The organism is Gloeothece verrucosa PCC 7822 (assembly GCF_000147335.1).
Classification (GTDB): domain Bacteria; phylum Cyanobacteriota; class Cyanobacteriia; order Cyanobacteriales; family Microcystaceae; genus Gloeothece; species Gloeothece verrucosa.
Genome location: NC_014501.1, coordinates 5,102,905 through 5,119,053 on the forward strand (window position 1 = coordinate 5,102,905; position 16,149 = coordinate 5,119,053).

Annotated in this window: 14 protein-coding genes and 1 pseudogene; 5 read left to right on the forward strand and 10 right to left on the reverse strand. The window is 39.5% G+C overall.

The window, feature by feature from the left end; all coding sequences use genetic code 11:
- The first annotated feature begins 181 nt into the window (after nt 1-181).
- Complete coding sequence (locus CYAN7822_RS38715; protein ID WP_013324618.1) at nt 182-349, forward strand: hypothetical protein; 168 nt, start codon at nt 182-184, stop codon at nt 347-349.
- On the opposite strand, the gene CYAN7822_RS22880 is transcribed toward CYAN7822_RS38715, so the two are convergent.
- From CYAN7822_RS22880 to fabG, 3 genes are all read right to left on the reverse strand, one after another.
- Nucleotides 333-617 (reverse strand): hypothetical protein, encoded by a 285-nt coding sequence (locus tag CYAN7822_RS22880; RefSeq protein ID WP_013324619.1) that lies wholly within the window; start codon nt 615-617, stop codon nt 333-335. The genes CYAN7822_RS38715 and CYAN7822_RS22880 overlap by 17 nt on opposite strands.
- A gap of 44 nt (nt 618-661) precedes the next feature.
- The gene (gene groL / locus CYAN7822_RS22885; RefSeq protein WP_013324620.1) at nt 662-2,326 is read right to left on the reverse strand and encodes a chaperonin GroEL; all 1,665 of its coding nucleotides are present in this window, start codon (nt 2,324-2,326) and stop codon (nt 662-664) included.
- 223 nt (nt 2,327-2,549) lie between these two features.
- Nucleotides 2,550-3,290 carry a 3-oxoacyl-[acyl-carrier-protein] reductase gene (gene fabG / locus CYAN7822_RS22890; protein ID WP_013324621.1) on the reverse strand — a complete coding sequence of 247 codons (741 nt, stop codon included), beginning with the start codon at nt 3,288-3,290 and terminating at the stop codon, nt 2,550-2,552.
- Nucleotides 3,291-3,475: 185 nt separating this feature from the next.
- On the opposite strand from fabG, the gene CYAN7822_RS22895 reads away from it, so the two are divergent.
- The gene (locus tag CYAN7822_RS22895; protein ID WP_013324622.1) at nt 3,476-4,759 is read left to right on the forward strand and encodes an RNA-guided endonuclease InsQ/TnpB family protein; all 1,284 of its coding nucleotides are present in this window, start codon (nt 3,476-3,478) and stop codon (nt 4,757-4,759) included.
- Between the two features lie 139 nt (nt 4,760-4,898).
- Here the strand turns inward: CYAN7822_RS22895 and CYAN7822_RS22900 are convergent, their stop codons facing one another.
- The 3 genes from CYAN7822_RS22900 to CYAN7822_RS22910 form a co-directional block, all read right to left on the reverse strand.
- Nucleotides 4,899-5,993: a sensor histidine kinase gene (locus CYAN7822_RS22900; RefSeq protein ID WP_041933358.1), complete on the reverse strand. Its 1,095-nt coding sequence runs from the start codon at nt 5,991-5,993 to the stop codon at nt 4,899-4,901.
- A gap of 19 nt (nt 5,994-6,012) precedes the next feature.
- A complete protein-coding gene (locus CYAN7822_RS22905) occupies nt 6,013-6,717 on the reverse strand; it encodes a response regulator (protein WP_013324624.1) in 705 nt (234 codons plus the stop codon).
- A gap of 76 nt (nt 6,718-6,793) precedes the next feature.
- Entirely contained in the window at nt 6,794-9,091 is a 2,298-nt protein-coding gene (locus CYAN7822_RS22910) for an NACHT domain-containing protein (RefSeq protein WP_013324625.1), read from the reverse strand.
- 467 nt (nt 9,092-9,558) lie between these two features.
- On the opposite strand from CYAN7822_RS22910, the gene CYAN7822_RS22915 reads away from it, so the two are divergent.
- On the forward strand, nt 9,559-9,816 hold the full coding sequence (locus tag CYAN7822_RS22915; protein ID WP_013324626.1) for a hypothetical protein: 258 nt from the start codon (nt 9,559-9,561) through the stop codon (nt 9,814-9,816).
- A gap of 89 nt (nt 9,817-9,905) precedes the next feature.
- Nucleotides 9,906-10,687 (forward strand): IS5 family transposase gene (locus tag CYAN7822_RS36930; protein WP_173362888.1). Its coding sequence is split into 2 segments (ribosomal slippage): nt 9,906-10,233 and nt 10,233-10,687, totalling 783 coding nucleotides; the frame shifts between segments, so codons are not numbered across the junction.
- Between the two features lie 10 nt (nt 10,688-10,697).
- Here CYAN7822_RS36930 and CYAN7822_RS22930 read toward each other — a convergent pair.
- Nucleotides 10,698-11,822: pseudogene (locus CYAN7822_RS22930) on the reverse strand (transposase); the annotation flags it as partial.
- A gap of 80 nt (nt 11,823-11,902) precedes the next feature.
- Here CYAN7822_RS22930 and CYAN7822_RS39575 point away from each other — a divergent pair.
- The gene (locus CYAN7822_RS39575; protein ID WP_245602621.1) at nt 11,903-12,091 is read left to right on the forward strand and encodes a hypothetical protein; all 189 of its coding nucleotides are present in this window, start codon (nt 11,903-11,905) and stop codon (nt 12,089-12,091) included.
- Nucleotides 12,092-12,435: 344 nt separating this feature from the next.
- On the opposite strand, the gene CYAN7822_RS22940 is transcribed toward CYAN7822_RS39575, so the two are convergent.
- The 3 genes from CYAN7822_RS22940 to CYAN7822_RS34810 form a co-directional block, all read right to left on the reverse strand.
- Nucleotides 12,436-12,834, reverse strand: a complete 399-nt coding sequence (locus CYAN7822_RS22940) for a hypothetical protein (RefSeq protein ID WP_013324628.1) — start codon at nt 12,832-12,834, stop codon at nt 12,436-12,438.
- A gap of 11 nt (nt 12,835-12,845) precedes the next feature.
- Nucleotides 12,846-13,064, reverse strand: a complete 219-nt coding sequence (locus tag CYAN7822_RS22945; protein WP_013324629.1) for a hypothetical protein — start codon at nt 13,062-13,064, stop codon at nt 12,846-12,848.
- Between the two features lie 791 nt (nt 13,065-13,855).
- Nucleotides 13,856-16,090 carry an AAA family ATPase gene (locus CYAN7822_RS34810; protein WP_013324630.1) on the reverse strand — a complete coding sequence of 745 codons (2,235 nt, stop codon included), beginning with the start codon at nt 16,088-16,090 and terminating at the stop codon, nt 13,856-13,858.
- Between the last annotated feature and the right edge of the window lie 59 nt (nt 16,091-16,149).

The following is a 16,149-nucleotide window of genomic DNA, read 5'->3' on the forward strand; positions in this document are numbered from 1 at the left end:
GAGCAGTAGCGAAGGGTTGGTAATAATCTCTCAAAAGAGGTTTGCACCTTTTAAAGTTTTGCCCACCTTACTATTTATAGAAGTTGATCTACTCATTTGTAAAGCTTATGTATGGTAGGCGATTGAAAATCAATGAGTGTGCTACTCTATAGTTAAAGTAGGTATCAAAGATAGTAATCCCATGCCAACAGTTTTAATGAAAAATGGGGAATTGCTAGAAGTCCCTGACGATCAAATGCTGTCTTTCCTAGAAAAAAATCGGGACTCTATTCAACAGCGTTACTCACCTAGAAAACGGCCAATTAAAAGATCTGATTCTTCCTCAGTAGAAATTACCAGTACAACTTGATATTGACATTAGTATCTTTATACTGATAAATGCCCTGCTCTGCTTGTTCCTCAGTTTCAGAGTATTCAATAGTACATCCACGAAAAAACTTGTATTCTGTTTTGGGGTCGTCTTTTGGGTTTTCTTTATATTCTTCTTCAGTGCCTAGCTTGATATATAAATATACTCCTTTATATTTCCCGTAAACCTCTTCATTAGTTTTAGCCGCTTCAAATTCTAGTTTATTTAACAAAATACTTTGATCATGATCAAACCCCTCTCCGTTCACGTTCAAGAAGAGGGGTTAAAAATCGGGTATAACAAGGACTAGGCTTACATCATGCCCATGCCGCCCATGCCGCCCATGCCACCCATGCCGCCCATACCGCCCATATCAGGCGCAGCCGGCGGGTTTTTTTCAGGTTTTTCTACTACCAAAGCTTCAGTAGTCAGAACCATCCCTGCAATAGAAGCCGCATTTTGGAGGGCAGAACGTACCACTTTAGCCGGGTCAATAATACCGGCGGCGATCAAGTCTTCAAACTCGCCGGTTAACGCATTGTAACCCACGTTAAAATCGGTTTTGCGTACCCCTTCAACAATAACAGAGCCTTCTAAACCCGCATTATCAGCCAGTTGACGTAAGGGCGCTTCTAAAGCCTTAGCCATGATATCAGCCGCGACTTTTTCCTCGTCATTGCTCAGAGTATTTTTGAACTCACTCAGCTTACCGGACAAGTGTATTAAAGTTGTCCCACCACCGGGAACAATGCCTTCAGCAACAGCCGCTTTAGTGGCATTAAGAGCATCTTCAATGCGAAGTTTCTTGTCTTTAAGTTCGGTTTCGGTGGCTGCCCCAACTTTAATCACAGCTACGCCACCAGCTAATTTAGCAATGCGTTCTTGCAGTTTTTCGCTATCGTATTCCGAGTCGGTAGCGGCTAATTCCCGGCGCAGTTGGGCGATGCGTTTTTGCACATCTTCTTTATTATCACCACCCGCGACAATGGTGGTATTTTCTTTATCAATGGTAATTTTAACCGCTTGACCGAGCAGGTCTGGGGTGACTGTTTCTAAACTTAAGCCGATATCTTCAGAAATCACACGCCCGCCGGTTAGGATCGCAATATCCTGTAAAGCGGCTTTGCGGCGTTCACCAAAACTGGGAGCTTTAATAGCAGCAACATTTAAAACCCCTCTGGCCTTATTCACCACTAAGGTTGCTAAAGCTTCCCCTTCGATATCTTCAGCAATAATTAACAGTGCCTTACCTTGACGGGCGACCGTTTCCAGGACCGGAACCAAATCAGCGATGGCGCTAATTTTCTTATCAGTGAGCAGAATGTAGGGGTGATCAAAGTCTACCAATTGACGTTCTTGATCGGTAATAAAATAAGGAGAAATATAGCCGCGATCAATTTGCATCCCTTCTACTACATCTAGTTCAGTAGACAGAGACTTAGATTCCTCCACCGTGATCACGCCATCTTTAGTGACTTTTTCCATTGCCTGAGCGATCATCGCCCCAATTTCTTCATCATTACCCGCCGAAACGCTGGCTACTTGAGCGATGGCTTCCCCGACTTCCACAGGTTGGGCAATGCCTTCAATTTCACTAACCAAGAATTGAGTCACTTTTTCTAGCCCTCGGCGCAAAGCCACTGGGTTAGCCCCGGCGGTAACATTTCTTAACCCTTCTCTAATCAGGGCTTGAGCGATGACTGTAGCGGTGGTGGTGCCATCTCCTGCCACATCTTTGGTTTTGGCGGCTACTTCTTGGATCAGTTTTGCGCCTGTGTTTTCTAAAGGATCTTCTAGTTCAATTTCTTTAGCAACGGTGATCCCATCATTGACAATTTGGGGGGCCCCAAATTTTTTCTCTAACAGGACATTGCGCCCTCTTGGGCCTAAGGTGATCTTTACAGCATCAGCAAGGGCATTAATTCCCCTTTCTAAGGCTCTTCTAGATTCATCTTTGAAGGAAACAATTTTGGCCATTTTTTTCCTTTGTTGTGTTGTCTCTCCATTAGTAAATTTAGCACTCTTAGGGCGAGAGTGCTAACTTTGTTATCAGTTATTAGTCATCAGTCATTAGTCATCAGTCATTAGTCATCAGTAGCCCACCGGTTCGGTTGCTATTGTGCAACGGGTTGAGGGTAGGTTAGGTTCTATTTAATGTCTTGTTGAGCGAGCCAAAAAACCCTTAACTCTTGACTCTTGACTACATTACCATTCCCCCATCGACGTTAAAAACTTGACCGGTGATATAAGCCGCCGCCGGATCCCCTGCTAGAAAGCGAACCATTCCCGCTATCTCTTCGGGTTGTCCAAAGCGTCCGAGGGGAATGAGTTTTATAATATCTTCAGACTTGAGGTCATGAGTCATATCAGTGGCAATAAAACCTGGGGCGACAGCATTGACGGTAATGCCACGAGAAGCTAATTCTTTAGCGACAGTTTTGGTAAAACCAATCACTCCGGCTTTAGCCGCGCTGTAATTAGCTTGTCCGGGGTTGCCCATCAGTCCGGATACCGAGGAAATATTAATAATTCTGCCGCTTTTTTGTTTTAACATCGTTTTAGTCACTGCCCGAGTACACAAAAATACCCCGCTTAGGTTGAGATCGATCACCGCTTGCCAGTCTTCGAGTTTCATCCGCATCATCAGGGTATCTTTGGTAATACCGGCGTTATTGACTAAAATATCAATACGTCCAAATTTTTCGAGAGTTTGTTTGATTAGTTGATCCACTTCTTCGGCTTTGGAAACATCCGCGCCTATTGCCAGTGCTTCTCCTCCGGCGCTGGTGATGTCTGTAACCACTTCATCAGCCGCCCCGCTTGAACGCGCATAATTGACCACCACTTTTGCTCCTTGTGCGGCTAAAGCGATGGCAATAGCCCGGCCAATTCCTCTAGATGCCCCTGTTACAATAGCAACTTGTTCTTGTAATTGTTTCATATCATCAAAATTTATAGCTTTTTACCAAAATAACACGGTTCTCGCGAAAGCCTTTGTAATTCATTCAAAGGATGAAGCCCGAGGATACGGACTTTAGTCCGATGTGTCTATTTGCTTTTTTGATTTTCAATGTACTTGTTAATTATGTCTGTACTATAATGATCAACAAGTGTAAAGTCAACTTTATGTACGGATGCCAACAAAACCTGATAACTACTAGCTCAGAACTAAAAGCCATTCTAGAGTTTATTTGCTCGGAGTCTCATAAGTTAACTAACTGCGGTATTTATTACGCTCGTCAGTTATACTTTAAGACTCGAAAAATTCTGGGGAAATTCGACTTAGAAAAAGAATATAAAACTAACAAACATTTTCAGGTTTTATATTCCCAGGCTGCACAGCAAATACTTAGAAGTGTTGCTGAGTCTTTTAAGTCCTTCCAAGAGTTAAACAAGAAATATAAGAAAGGAGAATTAAAGGATAAATCAAAACTCCCAAAGTATCGTAAGAAAGGAGGTCTAGCACTTATAACTTATCCAAAACAAGCATTAAAATTAGTAGATAACCAGATTCGTATTCCACTAGGTAAAACCGTTAAAAGATGGTTTAGCATCGATAGTTTTTCTTTGCTAATGCCATCAAATTTTAAATTTGAAGATATTAAAGAACTGAGAATACTACCTCGTAACCAGTGCTTTTATGTCGAGTTTGTTTATGAATTAGAAACACAAGATAAAAGTTTAAATCAAGACAACGTACTCGGTTTAGACCCAGGAATTAACAACTGGATTACTGCTGTTTCTAATGTAGGTACATCATTTATTATTGATGGGAAGCACCTAAAATCTGTTAACCGTTGGTACAACAAGCAAGTATCGACAATTAAGGAAGGAAAATCACAAGGATTCTGGTCTAATAGGTTAGCGAAAATAACCGAGAGGCGCAACAGGCAGATGAGAGATGCTGTTAACAAAGCAGCGAGAATAGTAATTAATCACTGTCTTGACAATAACATTGGTGTTATTGTTTTTGGTTGGAATGACGAAGTCAAAAAAGGGGTTAACCTAGGCAAGAAAAACCATCAATCCTTTGTCTCAATCCCTACTGCTAAATTAAAAAATAGAATAGCTCAATTATGTGAATTGTATAAAATTAAATTCATACAACAGGACGAGAGCTACACTTCTAAATCAAGCTTTTTAGATGGTGATTTTATCCCGACTTATGGTGAGAAACCCAACGAATGGAAGTCATCAGGAAAAAGAGTAAAAAGAGGCTTGTTTCGTACCTCTAACAATCAATATATTAATGCAGATTGTAATGGTGCTGCTAACGTAATCCGTAAGCTTCAACAAGTAAGCACAATACTCAATTTTGATTTGAGTCGAGTGTCTAGGGCTGTTTTGACTCAGCCCCAGAAATTAAAATTCTGGTCAGCTAAAAAGACGCGAAGCAACGTCGATTTATAAGGGGCTGTGTGGCAAGGTTGCCTCGCCACTTTATACGCCCCGTCGCGTTGCGTAGCATCCGCTTAGAATCCCCGTTGGTTTATCGCGGGGAGAAGTCAACAACATTTCATCATAATCTGAAACTGACTTATTAACTGAATTAAGCAACTGGCAGACAAAAACGAAAAATAGTGCCCTTACCTAATTCGCTTTCTACTTCGATCTGACCATTTTGTAATTCTACTAAACGCCGCACGATCGCCAGTCCTATGCCACTGCCGCCAGAGTATCGACTTCGAGAGCGATCTGCCCGCCAAAAGCGTTCAAAAACAAACGGTAAATCTTCTTGTGAAATGCCTATACCGGTATCGATAACGGCTATCCAAATTCTGTCTTTTTCTAACCAAGCTTTGAGGAGAATATTGCCTTTTTCGGTGTAGCGTAGGGCATTTCCTAATAAGTTTACTAAAATTTGTTCTGTGCGGTCTATATCGGCTAAAACCGGTGGTAAATCAGCCGGACAGTCTAGGGCTAAAACCGGTCCTTCATCCATTAATTGATCGGAAAATTTTTCGATCAAAGATTGTAATAAAGTGTAGAGATATAGGGGTTGAATATTAATAACTAAATAGCCGGCTTCGGCTTTGGAAAGTTCTTGTAAATCATAGGTTAATCTTTCTAATCTTCGCGTTTCTTTAACCAACTTTAAATAAAGTTCTGTTGAGGGTTCAATGGAGTAATCTGATAATTGTTCTAAATAGCCTCTGACTACGGTTAAAGGGGTTCGTAATTCATGAGTGAGGTCGCTAATTAATTCTCGGCGGCGTTTTTCCACATCTTCTAATCCATTCGCCATGCGATTAAAACTAATAGCTAATTGATTTAATTCGGGAATATCGCTTTCCGGCACTCTTTCATTTAAATCGCCCGAGGCAAATTTTTTGGTAATGGTTTTCATCTGTTTTAAGGGTTTAACAATGCGTTTGGATACCAAATAACTTAATCCTCCTGCGGTTGTTGCCCCGAAAATAACTGACCAAAAAGCACTACTATTCCAGGCTGTCTCAAATCCTTTAATGAGGAAAGTGCGGCTAGTAATACCACGAACTAATCCGTTTCTTTCCATCTGTTCAAGACGGACGATAAACATTCTAGGTGAGAAGACTTTAGCCATAATAATAAAACTGCCTAATCCCACCGTCATCACTAATAGATGAGAAAAAAATAAGCGAGTTCCTAAACTGAATTTAAACATAGGAGAAGAACTTACTAGCTTAGTCATCTTCAAATTTGTATCCAACACCAATAACTGTTTTTATAAAACTTGGATTGGCTGGATCAGGCTCAATTTTTTTGCGTAATCGACGAATATGAGTATCTACCACTCTTTCATCCCCAAAAAAATCATTTCCCCAGAGTTTATCAATTAACTGAGTACGGCTCCAGACTCTTCCAGGATAACTCATAAATGTAGAAAGTAGATTAAATTCTAGGGTTGTTAAGTCTAAAAGTTCTGATTCTTCATTGTCTAGCTGTCGAGTGGCAAGATGCTGATCTAAATCAACGCTAAAATGGTTGGTTCGATAAACTTGATTAGGTTGTCCTCCATGACGTAAGCTGCGGCGTAGTAATGCCCTAACTCTTGCCACTAATTCGATAGGACTAAAGGGTTTAACGAGATAATCATCGGCACCGGTTGATAATCCAATAATGCGATCAATCTCTTCTCCTCTGGCTGTTAGCATTAAAATATAAGGGTCTTTTGTCCCAGGTTTTTGACGGATGCGGGTACAAACTTCTAACCCGTCTAATTCCGGTAGCATAATATCTAAAACGATCACATCGGGTTGTAGTTGTCCGAAAAATTCTAAAGCTTGTAATCCGGTCCTAGCGATGTGACAGGTAAAATTTTCTCTTTCTAGAGTTTCTCGGATCAGTTGAGCAATTTCGGGTTCATCTTCTACAATCAGAATATTCATAATACTAATAGGGAATAGACAATAAAAATTTTACCGAGCATCCGCTTATGTCCGGCTCATTAATCATCAATTTTGTTCAAATTGGCAACAAGATATTTTCTTCAATATTTTTCCGAAGTGTAGAACTCACCTGGCAATCACTGTTGAGACATTCAATGAGAAACTCATTAGCACGATAATACTGTTGAGCGGCTTCTTTTTGTTCCGCACTTAATTGCCAATCATAGCCTATTTGACGGTATTTGAAAAGAATTTGACGGAACTGTTGAACCCAGTTTTTTCCCTCTGTTTGCCACCACATTTGAATGTTTTCTTTACCTTGTTCGGGATCGGGTAATAGCTCTTTCAGTTGCTTTAAAGACTGTTTAAAATTTGGCTCTAAAGCAAATTTACTTTCTAAATCTAAGCTCAAACTCAGATTAATAAATTTTTTTCTATCAGGTTGGTTAACGAGATTAATACTATCAGTAAAAGCACGAGCGAGGCTATAATCTAAGTCTAAAGAGGCATCAAAATTTTTTAAGCTCACGAACTTTTTATCTAGGGAAATCGCTAAATTAAAATCTCGATTTTGCAGCAAGGTAAAATAAAAAGCTCGAGTGGCTGATAATCCATAGGGTAAATTAAGATTTTGAACTTTTTCTTGAATGATGCTTAAAAATTCTTGTAAACCGGCATTTTTTTGTAACATACAATTAATTTTTTCTTTCATTTTTTCTATTAAAAAATCTGCTTTAGGAAGCATACTAGCGGTTAATAAAATCACTTCTCGCCACCGATAATCAGTGGTATGATTAGCCAGTTTTTCTAATTCTTGTTTTAAACATTCGCCCGGTGAGGTTAGAGTAATTTTTCTCGCGGTTAGATACTCTTGAAAACTTAAATGGGAAAAAGAATAAACATCTCTGGCTCGTTCTATTAACAAGCCATGCTGAAATTCAATCGATTTTAGCACTGCCTCGCTATTTAACCATAGGATTTCCACATCCAGATTAGCATTAGGTAAATTTCTTAAATAATCTTCAATGATGGGTAAAAGTTCACTGCTTTCAAAAAAATAATTGCCTTCTTCAAAAGTCTTAGCCGCTATTTGACTGAGCAATTTTATTTTATCTGATAAAGCCAGATAGCGATAAATTTGATCTCTATGAATCCCTCTCGCTTGGTCCCAACGGAGCAGTAAAATGTCTAAACCTGCTTGATAAAGTTTGGCTCGTTTTGTCGGGAAATTTGCTCTTTCTTTAAACACTGAACAAAGCAAATTGAGTAAAATTGGCGTGACACATAATTCTCTGATCGGTTGATTATAAGGGAGAGCTAATTGTTCAAGAAATTGTTGAGCTTTTTTTTGTCCTTCTGATAGTTCATTGGCTGTAGCGACGAACCATTTATGAACAAAATTTTCAATCTGATTCTGATTAAAATCGGCTAATTCTACATAAGTAAATCCTTGGAAATAATATTTTTGAAATCCCGTTCTAGAAGTAATAATAATGGGATTTTTATAATAAGTCAGCAAAAATTGATTGACTTCTTGGAAAATCATCTCAGTTTCTTCCTCAGAAACTTCATCTAAGCCATCCAACAGGAGCAAAAATTTTCCCTCTTCGAGTAAAGTCATGGTTTGTTCATCGCTCAGATTGTAGCGCCTGCCCAAACGAAGAATGATAGTGAGCAAATTAAAGTTATCTTCTTCGGGGATTTCTGCGGACCAGGTTCGCAATTGAAAGAAAAAAGGCACTAAATCGGGTCTATAGTAGCCGCCGATGGATTGAAGGGCTATATATTGCACAAACGTCGTTTTCCCGGCTCCGGGTTTTCCTAAAATCATCAGTCGTTCATATTGAGCAATAATATCCATGCCCGAGACAGCCTCTTGATTGAGATGGCTCAAGATTGGTCGTTCAAAACTCGCATTCGAATCTTGAAAATCGGAGACTTCCAACCATCGCTGATTAGACGGCTGTGGAATAATTCTGGTCAGAATGTAAATTTGTTCTAATAAGGGTTGGGTTAGAGCAATCGGAGATTGTAGCGTATTGCATTGGGTTTGAATTTGTTCATGAAGCTGTAAGCGCAAAAGATTGACACAGCCTTCTACACCCAAGTCATTGATGCTTTGATCTTCTTGAGTAGAGGGCTTTTCTCCTTGGGGTAAATCAGCAATTTCTTCCCAAGTGAGGTCTAATTGAAAACACATTTCCTTAAACAAATGACGTTCGATGGGCCTACCGGTAAAAAATTTCCAGACGGACTGGCGACTGGAGAGTCCGACCGCTTCAGCGAGTTGCTCTTGAGTCCATCCTTTTTTTTCAAAGGCTTCTTTGGCTATTTGTGTTCCTCGGGTTGAGGCTTTCAGCGATCGCTTTCCCATGCTCCGATTTTACCTACTGTTGATGGTATAGACTGATTGAGGTTGACATATCTTTATTATCCAATCAGTATGTTGATCAAGATCACATTCAAATGTTGATGAAGTTCACTGCCTTCGGGGAGGTACAAAGACATACTAAAGAATAAAGATTATGTTTAGGCAAAATGCTTATCATGGTGTTTTAGTTAGATTTTTAAAGGTTAAGCCGGTGATGTAGCTAGAAAATACCCTTTGTCTATCTCTCCTGGGGAGGAGAATCCTTAAGAGGAATTTTGCTATATCTTAACCAAGTCCCTCGTTCAATTGAGCTATTTTACTTAAATTTTCTAGCTTAAAGCGTATACCATCTGATCCCCAATATATTCTATAAAAAATCTTAAAAATCTTTAATTTTAAGCTAAAATGTGCATCAGCTGGGTTGGAGTCGAGGAAACTGCCTAAAAGGCCAGATAGGAAGGAAACCGCTCATGAGAGAAATTAAAAGAAAATTGGGCAAATTACAATCTAGTATGACCTTTCGCTATCTGGGGCTGACTAGCGTTTTTATAGTCGGAATTCAGACGTTATTAGCTGTAGGTCAGGTACGCTGGACCTACCAACAAAAATTAGATAGCTTAGATCAAAGAGTCAAAGATATTGGAAATTTGCTAGGAGCTATTGGACAAGAACCGGCTTTAACTTTAAATGATAATACTCTAGGGAGGCTACTCAGAGGGTGTTTATAAAGTAAATCTAAAGACAAGAAAAAAATAGGCCAAAAACGATTAATCTAATCTGGGTAATTGTTCGCAATCAAAAGTGAGGAGCGATCTGCTTGTATCCAAGTGATTTATCTGATGCCGAATGGGAATTGCTTGCCCCACTTATTCCAGCCGCTAAATCCGGGGGACATCCGCGTACTACAGATATTAGACAAGTCTGTAATGCGATATATTATCATTTGAAGACCGGATGCCAATGGAGATATTTACCCAAAAATTTTCCTCCTCCCTCCACAGTCTATAGTTATTATCGCAAATGGGTCAAAAAGGGGGTTTGGGAAAAAATCAATCACACCCTCCGGCAGATGGTTCGTCAACAGGTAGGGAAATCTCCGCAAAGTAGTGTAATCATAGCAGACAGCCAATCGGTGGAAACAACCGAAAAAAGGGGGATGTGTATGGCTTTGACGGTGGAAAAAAAGTCAAAGGCCGAAAAAGGCAATTATTAGTTGATAGTTTAGGATTAATCTTGAAAGTAATTGTAGCTGAAGCTCATGGTCAAGAAAGAGTCTTAGCGGCGACGGCGGTAATGGAACTATTAGAAGAAAATCCCAAACTGCTTGAAAAAGTGGCTTTAATGTGGGTAGATGCTGGTTATAGTGGTGATAAATTTGCTCTGGCTATTTGGTTGATGATTCAAGCAAGAGTAGAAGTAATAAAGCGTTCAGACAAAAAATTTAAAGTTTTACCGAAAAGATGGATTGTGGAACGAACGTTCGGCTGGTTTAACTGGTATCGTCGTTTGAGTAAAGATTATGAAAAATTATCAGAAATGAGTGAAGCCGCTATTTATGCAGTTATGACAAGGATAATGTTGCGTCGCCTCGTTTCTTAAGATTGACTTTATAAATAGCCTCTAATAATTTCTGTTTACTAAATCTGAAAAAATGTTCAATATCATAACGTTGTCGGTAAGATTGATAGCAATCAATCAGACTTAACTCTTCACGGCGAGAACCGATGACTATAAGCCACATAGGCTGCCAAACAGCATTATTAACTTCATCAGTGATGAGAATTTGTAGTAAAGTAAAAGGATAACTGTTCATTTTATAATTTTTATTTCCTCTCATTAACATCTGTTTCCATGCGGAAATTGTAGTGGTCAGTTGACGACCTGTTTTAGTAGTAAAGACGCATTGAGTAACTTCATTGGGTTGAGTCCAAGTGTTCTCATCTTTTAGGTCAAATTTATCCCCGTACCAACGGGGATGTCCCGACTTTTTTTGAGTAGTTATTTTCTCAATAAATTGTCTATAAAAAACCCGATTACTTCTGACTCGCGTAATAGTAACTAAGTTTTTATAATTGACTTGTTCGCCGATAAAATCTCGTTGACTATAAAAATTATCAGCGACTAAAACTGATAACTCTTGTCTTGAAAACGAAGAGCTTTCAAAAATTTCTTTAAGTTGTTTATTGCCCACATTCGCTGCTTTATCGTTACTCGGTACTCTTTCTCCTGATAAAGGAACTGCCCAAGGCTTATTACCTGTTATTGTTGGGTCAGGTAAAGCGCAGATAACTGAGTAAGTATGTCCAATATTTATGGGTTTATTTCCTTTAATAGGATTAGGATAATGGATAAATTTTTTATCAGCTAATACCGGTGAATACGGTCGTTGATAAGGAGTTGTATCTATTGCAAATAAGTTAAAATGTCGGGATTGAGATAATGGTATAGTAAGAGAAACTGCCTTGAGTAAATCTTTAATTTGTTTTAAGTATTCATCCTCAGTATCCTCAGTTTGATAAGGAAAAAATTCTTGAATTCCTTTATATAAACTGTTATAATTTCGTCTAAACAAGGGATTAAGAGATAATTCCACTACTGATGTTGCTTGTTGATTACTGGAGAGTGCATCTATCAACTCTATGAGAGACTCTTTTCTGGCTTTAAGCCCATTAAAAAGATTTTCCCTCCAACGACGAAACTCTTTAATTGCCTTTTCAGTTTCTTGATTTTTCATGGTCATTACTAACTTTTTCAAATATTAGCGTAATATATACGCTAATATAAAGGGAGGTCAATAGTTTCTCAAGATGTCAAATGGATTCCCAAAATTGTCTGAAAACCAATCAAGACCCGACCCGAAGAGCTAGACAAATTAAAAACCTAATCCGCAAATTTAAGCAAAAAATTCAGAAGATTCAAAACGAAGGAGAAGTCGCTCCCCCTAATTGTCATATTATTCGTTACCAAGTTACCCTTTCATCAAAAAATCTATTGGTATTATAAACTACAAGCCGCCGAACCTATCTTTACACGAGCCACTGACAGCCAAAAAAAAACGCTTAGATGTATATTTAGGTAAAGCTGGCAGTGAAGCTCATATTGATGCAATAGAGAAATTAACAAGAAGAGATCTTATTGATGAGTTAGAAAGGGTTATTAATTCTCTTCTGTGAAAGCTACTTGGATATTTATTTTGGAGGAGAAGTAGAAACCGACTCTTCCTATTGTACAGAAGAATTAAAAGATGATTGATTTTTTTGCCGCTTCTCAAAAAAAACTTTTTAATTAGCGTATTTTTTACGCTAATTAATTTTCTCCTTTGTCCAAAGTCCAATTGAGAGCAAAATCTAGTTTGATTGACGGAGTGACAAGCTTTTTACACCTTGTCTCCTAAGCGTACCGCTTCGTAGCGCGCGTATCTCAGAGTAGCTATGCGCGCAACCATATTTGGCAGAAAGGAACTTCACCCAGGGGTTTTCTGGCGATCGCTTGACGGGATGACCAACAGGTTTTGAGCGCACCCGTAGCACAGCCGCAGATACTTTCTGTAGAGTAATTTGTATCTCGTCGTGCCAGTCAGTGCCTAATTCAATCCTTTGGTCCGACCAAATATCGGCTTGATCATTTAGCTGTAAGGGTTCTAATTGTTCTAGCAGACGATCTAACCAGCGCTTAGATGGATCTAGACTCTCGTTATCATTGTGAGCGTAACAAATAAAGATTTGAGGAGAACTTGTAGCACTCATCTACGAGATCCTCACCACTGACCTTTAACCAATACTTCTAGCTCACCGACTCGTTTTTCGAGTTGAGCCACTTTTACTGATGTAGGTACATCTTCTGTACTGTTGAGGTATTGAGCCAAAGCACTTAAAACCACTTCGGTTTTAGTGACATTGACATTTTGAGCATGAAGCTTCAACTTTTCAAACAAGGAAGGAGGAACTCGCAGCGCCATTTGTATGCTATTAGGCATTTTCCTTTTTAATAATTGCCATACATAATATAGTTGCTGAAATGCGAACTCGTCAGTATTCGTTTTACATTATTTAATATTTAACCAAAATTCTCTATTTCCCAAAATTTTGTCTTAATGTCGAGCTTAAAAGCGTTATCTGATAGTTATTGCTCTTATTGACATCAACCAACTCAAAATTTTTACTCCCCCCTTAAACGCCTTCTAAGTGTTGACTAACCCTAAAACCTTACCAAATAAGCATTTAACGATTTCAACACTTGTGCTTGTCAAATCTTTGTTGACGACTTGTTGACTAACTGTTTATAATCTGTTGAATAAAATGTAATGTATATATATCAATACTTATAACGATTAATTAAACTCCCATACGATACACCTTGTAGAGGAGGGGTGTTATCTGACCTCTTCACAAAACTTAACGTTCAAGTTAATGAGAATATATTTCATTTAAGTGAAGATAGCACCTAAAAATAGTAATACGAACTTTTCCATTACTATTTGTCAATCCGGTAAGGCTTTTTTACCTCCACTTTCCACACCTAATTTTTAATCAAATGCTCCCCTTAACAAGCACATTTATATGAGCATGATTCATCTACTGGTTAAATGTAGATTTAAGGGTATTAAAAATAGCATTATCTCAATTTTTAAGCAACTTAAATTAAGTTTGTTATAATTATTTTTAACAAACCAATATACTTTAGTCACTCAAGCTATTAATCAATAACAGTGGTGTTTAAAGCAGGTTATTCAGTTTTTTTTGCTGTCGATCACCCTTTAAAGCGAGTTTAACCACCTTTATTATCATCAACTAAAGTTGGCTTTAAATACCGTTCATAAACCCAAGTAGCGGCTAGATCATTAAGCAAGTAAACCCATTCAAAAACCCGAAAGACTCGCCCCTCAATTGTTAGCCCTTTTTGTGTTAAATCATAAGTCGGAATGTAACGCTCCACTTTTTGACCAATTTCAAACAGGGGAGCCGGTTTAGATGGTTGGGTTTCTACTGTCTGGTTATCATCTAATTCATTTGAATTAGTTTCTTCAACTTGATCGTTAGGAGCCTCCTGAGATAAATTAGCTGCATAGGGTGCCACATTACCATTATTAGTTGTGCCAGCGCTGCTGGTAATATGTGGTTCTGAGTGTTCAACAGAGATCGCCTCATGATCACAGAGGCATTCAGTAAAGGGCGGAGTATCCGGTACCGGAGGAGTACCACCACCGTTATCATCATCCCCAGTAGTCGGCAAACAATACAGCCAACGCCTGGGGTTAAGTTGAGAACGCTGTTTAGTGATCAATTGACGATCCTCTAAACGATCCAGGACTGTATAAAGGGATCGCCCAATATTGAGATAACCATCTATCTCACTGTAATCCAACCCATGCGGCGCAAACCGAGCTAGTAAATCAAGCACTCGCTGACCCTGAGTTCGTTTCTCGCCGTTCTCGTCACCGAATTCGCCAACATAATCAAATATGGTGCTAGATGCCCATAAATCCTTGGGATTAAGCTTGAGAATATGACAAACCGCTTGACCTTCACGCGGCTTAACCTTCAGCCAACGACGAGGATCTTGTTCATCGTCAGGGTTAACGGCTTTCAATTGCCACACGCCCCAAGTCGCCGCTACAATTCTCGCACTTCCTGAAACTTGGTTGATTCCCTTAGCATCCGGACACTTGTTCTCATGATGTACTAATATTCCTGATGCTCCATAGCTACCGATTAAGTTTTTCAAATGATAAATCGAACGAGCAAACTCTGGGTCTTTTTCCGATACTCCTAAATTATCGGTAATGCTAGTCAATGAATCAATAATTACCAACACCGGTTGATGCTCTCCCAGTGCTTTGTCCAGGGGCGATAAGTCATTGATGTCTAGCTTTGTTAGAATCCGCAGATCGTTACAGTTAGCCAGTAAGTCAAAGCCTTTGGCTCTCAAGCGTCTTCTTGTCGAGTTCGGCGACTCGTCAGAAGTTACCAACAGGACTTTACCCTTAACGCCGGGATACTCTCCCAAGACACGATCGCCACTTAGGACGGAATAGGCTATATCAGTGGCTAATAGAGTTTTGCCGGTTTTGGCTAGAGCGGCTAAGATAACGGTTTCCCCTGCCGGTAATATGCCCGGAACCACCCAATTTAGGGCGGATGTCCCAGTATTCAAGAACTCCTCAAAACTGAAATCAAATTGCTCAGTTGTCTCTAATTCTTTTTCGGTTTGTTGTACCAGATGGTTTAGGTCAGCTTTAGAGAGGCGGTAGTGGCTACAGATGTGCCCCTTGAGCAACATTTTCTCATACGGGTCCAGGGTTTGGATATAAGCCAAAATTTCTAGCCGAAGCCGAGCTTTCTCAGTCTCACCCCGAAGCTCTTTTTTAGCGGCTTCGACAAAGTTCTTTTGCCATTGGTAGGGGTTGATCTTTAGTTCTTCCCTGAGTTGTTCGAGCTTTCCATTCTGCTCAAGTTCAGTTAAATCAGGGATCTTGAGGATCTGTTTGATTCGTGCGATCGCTCTTGATATGAGTGACTTGTCCCCTGAAGCAATGGTAAGAGCCTGGGCTTGATGAATAATCAGTTCAGCGATCTGAGCGGGGGAATAATTAGGGTCTTCTACCCAGTCATTAATTTTGTGAGAGAGTGATTGTAATTCCCGCTTTTCCCAATGCTTTCTGACAATATTTCGAGCATAGCTGTCTATGTTAGCTGCCGATACGGTTCGCTCAATTAACGTTGCTAACCGAGAAATTCCGCCAATTTGTTCTAAAACGCCCTTTTCCCGTAACCGATGCTCAACAGTCATCAAATCTGTTGGTAAGCCCGACCTGTAAAGTTCTAATGCTGTTTCGTAAATAGTAGCGTGGGCGCGAACGTAAAAATGTTCTGGTGATAAAATATTTTCGACTTTGGCGATCGCGCGATGGTCGAACAAAATTCCACCTAATATTAGTTCTTCGGCTTCGGGATTTGCTAAAAATTTATGCTCTGTTGTTTTATCAATGGTTGCTGTTGTCATAATTCTCCAGTTTTTGAATTGCTGGAGTTCCCATAAACAGTGGCAAAACCTGAAGGAGT

Bases quoted from the DNA above. Each gene is read 5' to 3' on its own strand.
- CYAN7822_RS38715 (WP_013324618.1), top strand. From the start codon at position 182: ATGCCAACAGTTTTAATGAAAAATGGGGAATTGCTAGAAGTCCCTGAC.
- groL (WP_013324620.1), bottom strand. From the start codon at position 2,326: ATGGCCAAAATTGTTTCCTTCAAAGATGAATCTAGAAGAGCCTTAGAA.
- fabG (WP_013324621.1), bottom strand. From the start codon at position 3,290: ATGAAACAATTACAAGAACAAGTTGCTATTGTAACAGGGGCATCTAGA.
- CYAN7822_RS22895 (WP_013324622.1), top strand. From the start codon at position 3,476: ATGTACGGATGCCAACAAAACCTGATAACTACTAGCTCAGAACTAAAA.
- CYAN7822_RS22900 (WP_041933358.1), bottom strand. From the start codon at position 5,993: ATGTTTAAATTCAGTTTAGGAACTCGCTTATTTTTTTCTCATCTATTA.
- CYAN7822_RS22905 (WP_013324624.1), bottom strand. From the start codon at position 6,717: ATGAATATTCTGATTGTAGAAGATGAACCCGAAATTGCTCAACTGATC.
- CYAN7822_RS22910 (WP_013324625.1), bottom strand. From the start codon at position 9,091: ATGGGAAAGCGATCGCTGAAAGCCTCAACCCGAGGAACACAAATAGCC.
- CYAN7822_RS22915 (WP_013324626.1), top strand. From the start codon at position 9,559: ATGAGAGAAATTAAAAGAAAATTGGGCAAATTACAATCTAGTATGACC.
- CYAN7822_RS39575 (WP_245602621.1), top strand. From the start codon at position 11,903: ATGGATTCCCAAAATTGTCTGAAAACCAATCAAGACCCGACCCGAAGA.
- CYAN7822_RS22940 (WP_013324628.1), bottom strand. From the start codon at position 12,834: ATGAGTGCTACAAGTTCTCCTCAAATCTTTATTTGTTACGCTCACAAT.
- CYAN7822_RS22945 (WP_013324629.1), bottom strand. From the start codon at position 13,064: ATGCCTAATAGCATACAAATGGCGCTGCGAGTTCCTCCTTCCTTGTTT.
- CYAN7822_RS34810 (WP_013324630.1), bottom strand. From the start codon at position 16,090: ATGACAACAGCAACCATTGATAAAACAACAGAGCATAAATTTTTAGCA.